Raw genomic sequence first — 12,577 nt, forward strand, 5'->3', positions numbered from 1 at the left:
CGGTCGCTCGATGACCGTCACCGAAAGCAGAATTTGAGTGGAGAACAGCATGAGTGCAGTTGAAAGCGTCGGCCCACAAGCATTGCCGGCACTGCAAGAACAAGTCGAGCAGATCATCGCTGAAGCCAAGCGCCAGGGCGCGAGTGCCTGTGAGGTGGCGGTATCCCTGGAGCAGGGCCTGTCGACCTCGGTGCGCCAGCGTGAAGTCGAAACCGTTGAATTCAACCGCGATCAGGGCTTCGGCATCACCTTGTACGTCGGCCAGCGCAAGGGCTCGGCCAGCACTTCGGCCAGTGGTCCGGAGGCGATTCGTGAAACCGTTGCGGCGGCATTGGCCATCGCCAAACACACCTCTGAAGATGAAGCCTCGGGCCTGGCCGATGCGGCACTGATGGCCAGGGACCTGCAGGATTTCGATCTTTTCCACGAATGGGACATCACCCCGGAGCAAGCCATCGAAAAAGCCTTGCTCTGCGAAGCGGCGGCATTCGATGCCGACGCACGGATCAAGAACGCCGATGGCACTACCCTGAGTACGCATCAAGGCTGCCGTGTGTACGGCAACAGCCACGGGTTTATCGGCGGTTATGCATCGACCCGGCACAGCCTGAGCTGCGTGATGATCGCCGAGGCCGATGGCCAGATGCAGCGTGATTACTGGTACGACGTGAACCGTCAGGGCAATTTGCTGGCGGATCCGGTGAGCATCGGCCAGCGTGCCGCGCAACGGGCGGCGAGTCGCCTGGGGGCGCGTCCGGTACCCACCTGCGAAGTGCCGGTGCTGTTTTCCGCCGAGCTGGCCGGCGGTCTGTTCGGCAGTTTCCTGTCGGCGATTTCCGGTGGCAGCCTGTACCGCAAATCCTCGTTCCTCGAAGGCACGCTGGGGCAGAAGCTGTTTCCGGAGTGGCTGACCATCGATGAACGCCCGCACCTGATGCGTGCCCTGGGCAGTGCGGCGTTCGATGGTGATGGCCTGGCAACCTACGCCAAGCCATTCGTCGAAAAAGGCGAGTTGGTGTCCTACATCCTCGGCACCTACTCCGGTCGCAAACTCGGCATGCCGAGTACCGCTAATGCCGGCGGCGTGCATAACCTGTTTGTCACCCACGGTGATGAAGACCAGGCCGCCTTGCTGCGACGCATGGGCCGTGGACTGCTGGTGACCGAGCTGATGGGGCAGGGTTTGAACATGGTCACCGGCGATTATTCCCGTGGCGCGGCGGGTTACTGGGTCGAGAACGGTGAAATCCAGTTCGCGGTCCAGGAAGTGACCATCGCCGGCAACATGCGCGATATGTTCAAGCAAATCCTTGCCGTGGGTAACGACCTGGAACTGCGCAGCAACATTCGTACGGGGTCGGTGCTGATCGAGCGGATGACGGTCGCCGGTAGCTGACCTCCAGCCGCAGCATAAAAAAGGCGCGCTACCCATCGGGTGGCGCGCCTTTGGGCCATCGATGGGCATTGCCTTGCAGGATGTGCCGGAGGGATTGGTGATTGCCCTGGTTCTGGCCGGGGCAGGGATGTCGCGGTTCAAGGCATTCCTGATCGGTGCCGCGTCAGGTCTGGTCGAGCCGGTGTTTGCTCTGTTGTGCGCATGGCTGGTGAGCCTGGCCGAGCTGCTGTTGCCTTTGGGCCTGGCATTGGCCGCCGGGGCCATGTTGCTGGTGGTCACCCATGAAGTCATTCCCGAGTCGCGGCGGCACGGTCACGACAGGCTGGCCAGCCTTGGGTTGCTGGTCGGGTTCTGTTTGATGATGGTGATGGATACCGCGTTAGCGTAAAAAAGATCGCAGCCTGCGGCAACTCCTGCGAATCAGGTGCAGGAGCTGCCGCAGGCTGCGATCTTTTGACGTTATTCGCCTTCGTCGAAGTAGTTATTGATCAAGGCCACCAGCGCATCCATCGCTTCCTGCTCCTGTTCGCCTTCCGTACTCAGATGGATTCTGGTGCCCTTGCCGGCGGCGAGCATCATCATGGCCATGATGCTTTTGCCGTCGACGGTGGATTCTGGTGTGCGTCCAACCCTGATCGTGCATTCCTTGAATTGGCCGGCAACCCCAACGAACTTTGCAGACGCCCGGGCATGCAAGCCCAGCTTATTGATGATTTCGATTTCCAGAGCAGGCATCGCGATGTGAATCCTTTAACTGAGGTCGCGGTGGCGGACCTGGACGTTCTTCAGGGATTGCTGCAGGGTCTTGCCCAGACGTTCGGTCAGGTAGACAGAGCGGTGATGCCCGCCGGTGCAACCGATGGCGATGGTGACATACGCGCGGTTGCTGGCAGCAAAGCGGGGTAACCATTTGAGCAGATAGGTGGAGATGTCCTGGAACATCTCTTCGACATCCGGCTGTGCCGCCAGGTACTCGGCAACCGGCTGATCGAGTCCGGACTGCGCGCGTAACTCCGGTTTCCAGTAAGGATTGGGCAAGCAGCGCACATCGAACACCAGGTCGGCGTCGACCGGCATGCCACGCTTGAAGCCGAAAGACTCCACCAGGAACGCTGTTCCGGGCTCCGGCTGGTTCAGCAGGCGCAGCTTGATGGTATCGCGCAGCTGATACAGGTTCAGGTTGGTGGTATTGACCTTGAGATCGGCCAGGTCGGCAATGGGGCCGAGCAGGTTCGTTTCGTCCGCGATGGCTTCGGCCAGCGAGCGATTGGCGCTGCTCAGCGGGTGGCGACGGCGGGTTTCCGAGAAGCGTTTGAGCAGGGTTTCTTCGTCGGCATCCAGATACAGCACATCGCACTGGATGTGACGGCTGCGTACTTCTTCCAGCAGCTCGGGAAACCGCGATAGGTGGCTTGGCAGGTTGCGCGCATCGATGGATACGGCAACCAGCGGCTGTGACAGCTCGGTATGAATCAACGCGCGTTCGGCCAGTTCCGGCAGCAACCCGGCAGGCAGGTTGTCGATGCAGTAGTAGCCGTTGTCCTCGAGTACATCGAGGGCGGTACTTTTACCTGAGCCGGAGCGGCCGCTGACGATGATCAAGCGCATGATTACTGCCCGTTTTGCTCGTCCAGGACAACCTGATACAAGGCTTGATTGCTCGGGGCGCTGCGCAGTTTGTCGCGCACGTCCTTGCGGTCGAGCATGCTGGCAATCTGACGCAACAACTCAAGGTGCGCATCGGTGGCAGCTTCCGGGACCAGTAGTACAAACAGTAGGTCAACCGGGGCGCCGTCGATGGCGTCGAAATCTATAGGGGCGTCCAGGTGCATCAAGGCACTGATGGGCGCGTTGCAACCCTTGAGGCGGCAATGAGGAATGGCTATGCCGTTGCCAAAACCAGTCGAGCCGAGTTTTTCGCGGGCGATCAAAGCCTCGAAGACATCTTGCATCTCCAGATCCGGCACTTCGCGATGGATAAGGTTGGCAATTTGCTCGAGGGCTTTCTTTTTGCTGCCGCCCGGCACGTTCACCAGGGAACGGCCGGGGGTCAGGATGCTTTCAAGTCGGATCATGGGTTGGGAGTGTTAACGACCGGTAGCGCCCTGGAGGAGGCTCTGGGTCTTTTCCTTATGCTTTTTGAGTTGTTTATCCAGCTTGTCGGTCAAGGCGTCGATCGCCGCGTACATATCGGTATGTTCCGCGTTCGCGACCACTTCATTGCCGGGAATATGCAGCGTGGCTTCGATTTTCTGCTTCAGCTTTTCGACCGTCATCGTGACCTGCACGTTGGTGATCTTGTCGAAATGTCGCTCCAATCGTTCGAGTTTTTCGCCGATGTAGGTGCGAAGAGGTTCGGTCACTTCCAGTTGGTGTCCACTGATGTTGACTTGCATACAGCTTCTCCTTCGTTGCCAGTGCATAAAGCGGCAGATCCGATGATCTGCCACTGGAACGCTGTGGCGTGGCTCTACATCAACCGCTTGCGTTCGCTCGAAGGCGCGATCCCGAGGGATTCGCGGTACTTGGCGACGGTGCGGCGAGCCACCTGAATGCCTTGTGCCTCCAGTAAACCAGCGATCTTGCTGTCACTCAACGGCTTTTTCTGATTTTCCGCAGCAACCAGTTTTTTGATGATCGCGCGGATCGCCGTGGACGAGCATTCGCCGCCTTCGGAGGTGCTGACGTGACTGGAGAAAAAGTATTTCAGTTCATAGATACCCCGGGGGGTATGCATGAATTTCTGCGTGGTCACCCGTGAGATCGTCGACTCGTGCATGCCGACCGCTTCAGCGATGTCATGCAGGACCAGCGGCTTCATCGCCTCGTCGCCATACTCCAGGAAACCGCGCTGATGCTCGACAATCTGGGTGGCTACTTTCATCAGGGTTTCGTTGCGGCTTTGCAGGCTCTTGATGAACCAGCGGGCCTCCTGCAGCTGATTGCGCATGAAGGTGTTGTCGGCACTGGTATCGGCGCGGCGCACGAAGCCGGCGTATTGGGCATTGACTCGCAGCCGTGGCACCGACTCCTGATTGAGTTCAACCAGCCAGCGCTCGTTGTCCTTGCGCACGATCACGTCGGGGACCACATATTCGGCTTCGGTAGACTCGATCTGCGAGCCTGGGCGCGGATTGAGGCTCTGGACCAGTTCGATCACCTGGCGCAGTTCGTCTTCCTTGAGCTTCATGCGGCGCATCAGCTGGCTGTAGTCACGGCTGCCGAGCAAGTCGATGTAATCGGTGACCAGGCGTTTGGCTTCGGCCAGCCAGGGTGTTTTGGCTGGCAGTTGGCGCAATTGCAGCAGCAGGCATTCACCCAGGTTACGGGCGCCGATGCCGGCGGGTTCGAATTGCTGGATGCGGTGCAGGACGGCTTCGATTTCGTCCAGTTCGATGTCCAGTTCCGGATCGAAGGCTTCGAGGATTTCCTCGAGCGTTTCGTCCAGATAACCCTGATTGTTGATGCAGTCGATCAGGGTCACGGCAATCAGCCGGTCGGTGTCGGACATCGGGGCCAGGTTCAATTGCCAGAGCAGGTGGCTTTGCAGGCTTTCGCCGGCTGATGTGCGGGTGGTGAAGTCCCACTCGTCGTCATCGTTGCTGGGAAGGCTGCTGGCGCTGGTCTGGTAGACGTCTTCCCATGCCGTATCGACGGGAAGTTCGTTGGGGATGCGTTCGTTCCAGTCGCCTTCGTCGAGGTTATCAACCGTCGGCGCGCTTTCCTGGTAGGAGGGTTCCTGGATGTCGGTGTTGGGCTTCTGTTCGGCGTTGTCGGCCAAGGGGTCCGTGTTGTCGAAGTCGTCGCCTTCTTCCTGGCGCTCGAGCATCGGATTGGACTCCAGGGCCTCCTGGATTTCCTGCTGCAGGTCCAGGGTCGACAATTGGAGCAGGCGGATGGCCTGTTGCAGCTGCGGTGTCATCGTCAGCTGCTGGCCCATTCTCAAGACTAGCGATGGTTTCATGGCAGGGGCTTAACACCTTATTCGCCGGCGCACATGCGCCATCCACTACAGGGGCGCCGGAGCGCCAAACATAAGCAAATTATATGCCCGAAGTTGCGGTGTTTGCCTAGAGCGCTGTAACAATAAAAAAGTATTGATTTTTTATCGAGACAAGCGCTCGGTCGACTAGCCAGCACTTCAGTGCTTACAGGCGGAACTCATGGCCCAGGTACACTTCCTTGACCAGGTCGTTGGCCAGGATGGTGTCGGAGTCGCCTTCGGCGATCAGTTGGCCATCGTTGACGATGTAGGCTGTTTCGCAGATATCCAGGGTTTCACGGACGTTGTGGTCAGTGATCAGCACGCCAATGCCCTTGGCCTTGAGGTGGTGGATGATCTGTTTGATGTCGCCCACCGAAATCGGGTCCACGCCGGCGAAGGGTTCGTCGAGCAGGATGAATTTCGGGTTGGTGGCCAGTGCGCGGGCGATTTCCACGCGGCGGCGTTCGCCACCGGACAGGCTCATACCGAGGTTGTCGCGGATGTGGCTGATGTGGAACTCCTGCAGCAGGCTTTCCAGCTCCTGACGACGATCGGCCTTGTCGAGTTCCTTGCGGGTCTCGAGGATGGCCATGATGTTGTCGGCCACCGACAGTTTGCGGAAGATCGACGCTTCTTGCGGCAGATAGCCGATACCGGCCTTCGCACGACCGTGCATAGGCTGGTGGCTGACGTCCAGGTCGTCGATCAGGACGCGGCCTTGATCGGCCCGTACCAGGCCAACGATCATGTAGAAGCAGGTGGTCTTGCCGGCGCCGTTGGGGCCAAGCAGGCCGACGATCTGACCGCTGTCGATGGACAGGCTGACGTCACGCACGACCTGGCGGCTCTTGTAGCTCTTGGCCAGATGCTGAGCTTTCAGAGTTGCCATTACTGGGCCTTTTGCTCGTCGGTTTTCTTTTTCGGCTGGATCACCATGTCGATGCGTGGGCGCGCTTCGGTGACTTTGCTGCCTGTGGCGCGACCGGCGCTGGCCAGCTTTTTAACGGTGTCGTAGACGATTTTTTCGCCCTGGGTGACGTTGTTGTCCTTGTCGACGACTTTGGCGCGATCGATCAGCACGACGCGGTTTTGCGTTGCGTGATACTGGATGGTCACGCCCCAGCCTTGAACCGGCTTGGCATCGCCCGCGGTTTGCACTTGTTCGAAGTAGGCGAGGTTGCCCACGGACGTCACCACATCGATATCGCCGTTAGGTGCGCGGGTCATGGTCACTTTGTTGCCGGTGACCTTCATCGAGCCTTGGGTGATGATCACGTCGCCCGTGTAGGTGGCGATACCGTTCTTGTCGTCCAGCTGGGCGTCGTCGGCCTGAATGCGGATAGGCTGCTGTTGGTCATCCGGCAGGGCCCAGGCGCTCACGCTTCCCAGTGCTGCGCCCAGACTGAGCAAAATAGGGAGGGTTTTAACGAGCCTCATACTGTCCTCTTACGTTCGAGAGCAGGTGTATCCTGCTTTCTTTCAAGTACGCTTTCATTCCGTTGCCTGTCGATACGCCGCCAGCGCCGTCGATTCTAACGGGTTGCTCGGTCTGCGCATATTGCTTCTGCGGGAACACTGTCATGCGAGTGGTGGTGATCAGGGTCCTGCGGTTTTTCTCGTCGAAACGCGTGATACGTACCGAATCGATCAGCTCGACCTGTGTGCCGTCGGGATTGACTTCGCCCTTTTCGCTCTGGACGTGCCACGGGAACTCGGTGCCGCGGAACATGTTCAAGTCGGGATTGGTCAGCAAGGTCACTTCGGTGACTTTGAGGTGTTCGACCTTGTCCGACGTCATTTCGTATTGCAGTTTGCCGTCCGGCAGGAACTGCACGCTGTGGGCGTTGATGGCGTAATAGTCGATTGCGCTGTTGTCGACTTGCGCAACAGGCTTGTCGAGGAAGCGTTCCGGGCTGATGTTCCAGTAGCCGACCGCGGCGAAAATCGCCGCGATGCAACCGAATACCAGGATGTTGCGGATCTTTTTGCTCAGCATGTCTGGCTCACAGGTACGCGGCATTGGCCGCATCGAGGCGGCCCTGGGCGCGCAGGATCAATTCGCAGAATTCGCGGGCGGCACCTTCGCCGCCGCGGGCCTGGGTGATGCCATGGGCGTGTTCGCGCACGAAACTGGCGGCATTGGCGACTGCCATTCCCAAGCCTACGCGGCGAATCACCGGCAGATCAGGCAGGTCGTCACCAAGGTAAGCGACCTGTTCATAGCTTAGGTTGAGTTGGCCAAGAAGCTCGTCAAGCACCACCAGTTTGTCTTCGCGTCCCTGGTACAGGTGTGGAATGCCGAGGTTCTTCGCTCGCCGCTCGACCACCGGGGTCTTGCGGCCGCTGATGATGGCTGTCTGTACGCCGGCGGCCATCAGCATCTTGATGCCTTGGCCGTCGAGGGTGTTGAACGTCTTGAATTCGCTGCCGTCTTCGAGGAAGTACAGGCGTCCGTCGGTGAGGACGCCGTCGACATCGAACACCGCCAGTTTAATCTGTTGGCCGCGCTTCAGCAGGTCCGTGTTCATTACATTACTCCCGCGCGCAGCAAGTCGTGCATGTTCAAGGCGCCGACTGGGCGGTCCTCGCCATCGACCACCACCAGCGCGTTGATTTTATGGTCTTCCATGATTTTCAGGGCCTCGGCGGCGAGCATTTCGGCGCGGGCGGTCTTGCCGTGGGCGGTCATGACCTGATCGATGGTGACGCTGTGGATATCGATTGTGCGATCCAGGGTGCGGCGCAAATCACCGTCGGTGAAGATCCCGGCCAATTTGCCGTCGGCTTCAAGGATTACGGTCATGCCCAGTCCCTTGCGGGTCATTTCCATCAACGCATCCTTGAGCAGGGTACCGCGCTGAACCTGTGGCAGCTCTTGCCCGGCGTGCATGACGTTTTCCACTTTCAGCAGCAGGCGTCGGCCCAATGCACCGCCGGGATGGGAAAAGGCGAAGTCTTCGGCAGTAAACCCACGGGCTTCCAGTAGGGCCACGGCCAGGGCATCGCCCATGACCAGCGCGGCGGTAGTCGAAGAGGTGGGCGCCAGGTTCAGTGGGCAGGCTTCATGCTCGACATGCACATTGAGGTTGACCTCGGCGGCCTTGGCCAGCGGCGAATCGGGATTGCCTGTCACGCTGATCAGCTGGATGCCCAGGCGCTTTATCAGTGGCAGCAGGGTGATGATTTCATTGGTGGAGCCGGAGTTCGACAGCGCGAGGATGATGTCGTCGCGTGTGATCATGCCCATGTCACCGTGACTGGCTTCCGCCGGGTGGACGAAAAATGCCGTGGTGCCGGTGCTGGCCAGGGTTGCAGCGATCTTGCTGCCGATATGCCCGGACTTGCCCATGCCGACCACGACTACGCGGCCTGTGCTGGCCAGAATCATCTCGCAAGCGCGTACGAAATCTGCGTCGATGTGCGGTAGCAAGCCTTGTACGGCTTCCACTTCGAGGCGGATGGTGCGTTGGGCGGATTGAATCAGGTCGCTGGATTGGCTCATGTCAGAAATCGTTTAGCCTGATGAAAAGGCGGCGATTATAGCGGTTATGATCAAAACCCTCACGCAAGTTCGTCGCGCATTGTCATTCCTTGTTACTTAATCCCTCTAAACGAAGCTTTTTGCTGGTCATATTGCTGAACTTGGTCCGGCAATGACCTTGGGCGCGTGGCGTTTGCAGTGATATAGTTCGCCGCCAGTTCGGCCCGCCCGGGAGTATGTGCTTTCGTCAGGAAGTCAGGCGTCCGAGTGAGAGGCTGCATCGCAAGGAGTTTAGATGAGTGCCGATAACGCCTACGCGGTCGAGCTGAAGGGACTGACCTTCAAGCGCGGTGCGCGCAGCATTTTCAATAACGTCGATATCCGTATTCCCCGCGGCAAGGTCACCGGCATCATGGGACCTTCAGGGTGTGGCAAGACTACGCTGTTGCGGTTGATGGGCGCGCAGTTGCGACCTACCAAGGGCGAAGTCTGGGTCAACGGTCAGAACCTGCCGAAGCTCTCGCGCAGCGATCTGTTCGATGCCCGCAAGCACATGGGCGTGCTGTTTCAGAGTGGCGCACTGTTTACCGATCTCGATGTGTTCGAGAACGTGGCCTTTCCATTGCGCGTTCACACCCAGCTGCCGGAAGAGATGATCCGCGATATCGTCCTGCTCAAATTGCAGGCCGTTGGCTTGCGCGGCGCCATCGAGCTGATGCCCGACGAGCTGTCTGGCGGCATGAAGCGTCGTGTCGCGCTGGCGCGGGCGATTGCGCTTGATCCGCAGATTCTCATGTATGACGAGCCCTTCGTCGGCCAGGACCCTATCGCCATGGGTGTGCTGGTGCGACTGATCCGCCTGCTCAACGATGCACTGGGAATCACCAGTATCGTGGTTTCCCACGATCTGGCCGAGACCGCGAGCATTGCCGATTACATCTATGTGGTGGGCGACGGGCAGGTGTTGGGGCAGGGCACACCTGATGAACTGATGAATTCGGATGAGCCGCGTATCCGTCAGTTCATGACTGGCGAACCCGATGGCCCGGTTCCGTACCACTTTCCAGCGCCGGATTACCGCGCAGATCTCCTGGGGAAGCGCCGCTGATGCGCAGAATTTCATTAATAGAGCGCGTACGTCGGTTCGGTCAGGCCGGAATCGACACCGTTGCGGTGTTCGGTCGTTCGACCCTGTTCCTGTTTCACGCATTGCTCGGTCGTGACGGCATCGGCGGTGGTTTCGGCCTTCTGGTCAAACAGCTTCATTCCGTCGGCGTGATGTCACTGGTGATCATCGTGGTCTCCGGCATCTTCATCGGCATGGTACTGGCGCTGCAGGGCTTCAATATCCTGTCCAGCTACGGTTCGGAGCAGGCGGTAGGGCAGATGGTTGCGCTGACCCTGTTGCGCGAATTGGGTCCGGTAGTAACGGCCTTGCTGTTTGCCGGGCGTGCCGGCTCGGCGTTGACCGCCGAGATTGGCAACATGAAGTCCACCGAACAATTGTCCAGCCTGGAAATGATCGGTGTCGACCCGCTCAAGTACATCATTGCCCCACGCCTGTGGGCCGGCTTCATTTCCCTGCCGGTTCTGACGATGATTTTCAGCGTGGTGGGCATCTGGGGTGGTTCGTGGGTAGCCGTCGACTGGCTGGGCGTTTATGAAGGCTCCTACTGGTCGAACATGCAAAACAGCGTGACCTTTGCTGACGATGTACTCAACGGCATCATCAAAAGCTTGGTGTTTGCCTTCGTCGTGACCTGGATCGCCGTATTCCAAGGCTATGACTGCGAGCCCACTTCCGAGGGGATCAGTCGTGCCACTACCAAGACCGTGGTGTATGCCTCTCTGGCAATCCTCGGCCTGGACTTTATTTTGACCGCCTTGATGTTTGGAGATTTCTGATGCAAAACCGCACCCTGGAAATCGGTGTCGGCCTTTTCTTGCTGGCTGGCATCCTGGCTTTGCTGTTGCTGGCGCTGCGGGTCAGCGGCCTGTCCCCGAGCCCGAGCACCGAAACTTATAAACTTTATGCGTATTTCGACAATATCGCCGGTTTGACTGTCAGAGCTAAAGTGACCATGGCCGGTGTGACCATCGGCAAGGTCACGGCAATCGATCTGGACCGCGACAGCTTCACCGGTCGAGTGACCATGCAACTGGAAAAGCGCGTAGATAACCTGCCTGCCGACTCCACTGCATCTATCCTGACCGCTGGCCTGCTGGGCGAGAAGTACATCGGTATCAGCGTGGGCGGGGAAGAAGCCCTGCTCAAGGATGGCGGGACCATCCACGATACCCAGTCGTCGCTGGTACTCGAGGACCTGATCGGCAAGTTCCTTCTCAATACCGTTAGCAAAGACGCCAAATGAGGAATGTTTAAATGATCTCTACCTTGCGACGTGGCCTGTTGGTATTACTCGCGGCCTTGCCGTTGATGGCTAACGCCGTGGCGGCGCCTTCCGCGCACGAACTGGTACAGGACACCACCAACCGTTTGCTGGCCGACCTGGCAGCCAACAAGGAAAAGTACAAGCAGGATCCGCAGGATTTTTATGCGGCGCTCAACAGCATTGTCGGGCCTGTCGTGGATGCCGAGGGTATTTCCAAGAGCATCATGACCGTCAAGTACTCGCGCAAGGCCACGCCTGAGCAAATGAAGACCTTTGAAGAAAACTTCAAAAAGGGCCTGTTTCAGTTCTATGGCAATGCCTTGCTCGAATACAACAACCAGGGCATCACCGTTGATCCTGCCAAGGACGAGTCGGGCGAGCGCACCAGCGTCGGCATGACCGTCAAAGGCAGCAATGGCGCGGTTTATCCGGTGTCTTACACCCTGGAAAAGATCGGTGGCGAGTGGAAACTGCGTAACGTCATCATCAACGGCATCAACATCGGCAAGCTGTTCCGCGATCAGTTCGCCGATGCGATGCAGCGCAATGGCAATGACCTGGACAAGACCATCAACGGATGGGCTGGGGAAGTCGCCAAGGCCAAGGAAACCGCTGAACAATCCACCGAGAAACAAACCCAATGAGTGAGTCGGCAGTCCTGGTGGACGAAGCCGGCGAGCTGCGGCTCAGCGGCGTGCTGGATTACCGTACCGGCCCAGGCTTGCGAGAGCAGGGGCAGGCGTTGATCAAAGCAAGCAAGGCCGCGGCACTGGTGGTCGATTGTTCAGCGGTGACCAAGTCCAGCAGCGTCGGTTTGTCGTTGTTGCTGTGTTTCATGCGCGATGCTCAGGCGGCCGGCAAGTCGCTGAGCATCCGCGATATGCCAGAAGACATGCGCGAAATCGCTCAGGTCAGTGAGCTGACCGAGCTGTTGGCGCATTCCTAACCCGCATCGATAAAGAAGCCCCCCGTCAGAGTCCTGCTTCGCGGGGTTCGCAGGCGAGGGGCTTTTTTGTATGATGTCCGACCCGCGCGCACAGGGCGCCGATTGAGGTTGAGCATGCAGGCCGTAGAAGTGAAGAGCTTCCTTGAAGGAAAGCTGCCTAATACAAAGGTGGAAGTTGAAGGCGAAGGCTGCAATTTCCAGCTGAACGTGATTAGCGATGAACTGGCGGCGTTGAGCCCGGTCAAGCGTCAGCAGCAGATCTATGCCCATTTGAACCCATGGATCACCGATGGCAGCATCCATGCGGTCACTATGAAATTTTTCAGCAGCGCGGCCTGGGCCGAGCGCACCTGAGCCCAAGGGCGTCGAGATTCTT

General features: G+C 58.7%; 17 protein-coding genes and 1 pseudogene. 8 read left to right on the top strand and 10 right to left on the bottom strand.

All coding sequences use genetic code 11. The features are described from left to right. Nucleotides 1-49 precede the first annotated feature (49 nt). The gene (gene pmbA / locus FFS64_RS16190) at nucleotides 50-1,396 is read left to right on the top strand and encodes a metalloprotease PmbA (RefSeq protein ID WP_137806214.1); all 1,347 of its coding nucleotides are present in this window, start codon (nucleotides 50-52) and stop codon (nucleotides 1,394-1,396) included. 46 nt (nucleotides 1,397-1,442) lie between these two features. Beyond that, nucleotides 1,443-1,784 (top strand): annotated as a pseudogene (locus FFS64_RS16195) (ZIP family metal transporter); the annotation flags it as partial. 71 nt (nucleotides 1,785-1,855) lie between these two features. Here FFS64_RS16195 and FFS64_RS16200 read toward each other — a convergent pair. The 10 genes from FFS64_RS16200 to FFS64_RS16245 all read right to left on the bottom strand — a co-directional run bounded on the left by FFS64_RS16200 (nucleotide 1,856) and on the right by FFS64_RS16245 (nucleotide 8,883). Continuing rightward, complete coding sequence (locus tag FFS64_RS16200; protein ID WP_137806215.1) at nucleotides 1,856-2,131, bottom strand: HPr family phosphocarrier protein; 276 nt, start codon at nucleotides 2,129-2,131, stop codon at nucleotides 1,856-1,858. A 15-nt stretch (nucleotides 2,132-2,146) separates the two neighbouring features. Continuing rightward, on the bottom strand, nucleotides 2,147-3,004 hold the full coding sequence (gene rapZ, locus FFS64_RS16205; protein ID WP_137806216.1) for an RNase adapter RapZ: 858 nt from the start codon (nucleotides 3,002-3,004) through the stop codon (nucleotides 2,147-2,149). 2 nt (nucleotides 3,005-3,006) lie between these two features. Next, nucleotides 3,007-3,471, bottom strand: a complete 465-nt coding sequence (gene ptsN, locus FFS64_RS16210) for a PTS IIA-like nitrogen regulatory protein PtsN (protein ID WP_095193909.1) — start codon at nucleotides 3,469-3,471, stop codon at nucleotides 3,007-3,009. Between the two features lie 12 nt (nucleotides 3,472-3,483). Continuing rightward, the gene (gene hpf, locus FFS64_RS16215) at nucleotides 3,484-3,792 is read right to left on the bottom strand and encodes a ribosome hibernation-promoting factor, HPF/YfiA family (RefSeq protein WP_007941242.1); all 309 of its coding nucleotides are present in this window, start codon (nucleotides 3,790-3,792) and stop codon (nucleotides 3,484-3,486) included. Between the two features lie 74 nt (nucleotides 3,793-3,866). Beyond that, complete coding sequence (locus tag FFS64_RS16220; RefSeq protein WP_032829337.1) at nucleotides 3,867-5,360, bottom strand: RNA polymerase factor sigma-54; 1,494 nt, start codon at nucleotides 5,358-5,360, stop codon at nucleotides 3,867-3,869. A 184-nt stretch (nucleotides 5,361-5,544) separates the two neighbouring features. After that, complete coding sequence (lptB, locus tag FFS64_RS16225; protein ID WP_095193908.1) at nucleotides 5,545-6,270, bottom strand: LPS export ABC transporter ATP-binding protein; 726 nt, start codon at nucleotides 6,268-6,270, stop codon at nucleotides 5,545-5,547. Continuing rightward, entirely contained in the window at nucleotides 6,270-6,818 is a 549-nt protein-coding gene (lptA, locus tag FFS64_RS16230; protein WP_137806217.1) for a lipopolysaccharide transport periplasmic protein LptA, read from the bottom strand. The genes lptB and lptA overlap by 1 nt, the downstream gene beginning before the upstream one ends. Further along, nucleotides 6,805-7,377, bottom strand: coding sequence for an LPS export ABC transporter periplasmic protein LptC (gene lptC / locus FFS64_RS16235; RefSeq protein ID WP_137806218.1), 573 nt, complete (start codon nucleotides 7,375-7,377; stop codon nucleotides 6,805-6,807). The genes lptA and lptC overlap by 14 nt, the downstream gene beginning before the upstream one ends. A 7-nt stretch (nucleotides 7,378-7,384) precedes the next feature. Further along, nucleotides 7,385-7,909: an HAD family hydrolase gene (locus FFS64_RS16240; RefSeq protein ID WP_137806219.1), complete on the bottom strand. Its 525-nt coding sequence runs from the start codon at nucleotides 7,907-7,909 to the stop codon at nucleotides 7,385-7,387. Then, complete coding sequence (locus FFS64_RS16245; protein ID WP_137806220.1) at nucleotides 7,909-8,883, bottom strand: KpsF/GutQ family sugar-phosphate isomerase; 975 nt, start codon at nucleotides 8,881-8,883, stop codon at nucleotides 7,909-7,911. The genes FFS64_RS16240 and FFS64_RS16245 overlap by 1 nt, the downstream gene beginning before the upstream one ends. Nucleotides 8,884-9,157: 274 nt before the next feature. Here FFS64_RS16245 and FFS64_RS16250 point away from each other — a divergent pair, with 274 nt between their 5' ends. The 6 genes from FFS64_RS16250 (at nucleotide 9,158) to FFS64_RS16275 (ending at nucleotide 12,555) form a co-directional block, all read left to right on the top strand. Further along, nucleotides 9,158-9,970: an ATP-binding cassette domain-containing protein gene (locus FFS64_RS16250; protein ID WP_137806221.1), complete on the top strand. Its 813-nt coding sequence runs from the start codon at nucleotides 9,158-9,160 to the stop codon at nucleotides 9,968-9,970. Beyond that, complete coding sequence (mlaE, locus tag FFS64_RS16255) at nucleotides 9,970-10,767, top strand: lipid asymmetry maintenance ABC transporter permease subunit MlaE (RefSeq protein WP_137806222.1); 798 nt, start codon at nucleotides 9,970-9,972, stop codon at nucleotides 10,765-10,767. Before FFS64_RS16250 ends, mlaE begins: the two co-directional genes overlap by 1 nt. Next, the gene (gene mlaD / locus FFS64_RS16260) at nucleotides 10,767-11,234 is read left to right on the top strand and encodes an outer membrane lipid asymmetry maintenance protein MlaD (protein ID WP_008054374.1); all 468 of its coding nucleotides are present in this window, start codon (nucleotides 10,767-10,769) and stop codon (nucleotides 11,232-11,234) included. The genes mlaE and mlaD overlap by 1 nt, the downstream gene beginning before the upstream one ends. A gap of 11 nt (nucleotides 11,235-11,245) precedes the next feature. Further along, entirely contained in the window at nucleotides 11,246-11,899 is a 654-nt protein-coding gene (locus FFS64_RS16265) for a phospholipid-binding protein MlaC (protein ID WP_137806223.1), read from the top strand. Continuing rightward, nucleotides 11,896-12,201 carry a lipid asymmetry maintenance protein MlaB gene (locus FFS64_RS16270; protein ID WP_137806224.1) on the top strand — a complete coding sequence of 102 codons (306 nt, stop codon included), beginning with the start codon at nucleotides 11,896-11,898 and terminating at the stop codon, nucleotides 12,199-12,201. The genes FFS64_RS16265 and FFS64_RS16270 overlap by 4 nt, the downstream gene beginning before the upstream one ends. 114 nt (nucleotides 12,202-12,315) lie before the next feature. Further along, nucleotides 12,316-12,555, top strand: coding sequence for a BolA family protein (locus tag FFS64_RS16275; RefSeq protein ID WP_095193899.1), 240 nt, complete (start codon nucleotides 12,316-12,318; stop codon nucleotides 12,553-12,555). Nucleotides 12,556-12,577: the final 22 nt, after the last annotated feature.

The organism is Pseudomonas sp. G(2018) (assembly GCF_005502415.1).
In the GTDB taxonomy this organism is placed as follows: Bacteria; Pseudomonadota; Gammaproteobacteria; order Pseudomonadales; family Pseudomonadaceae; genus Aquipseudomonas.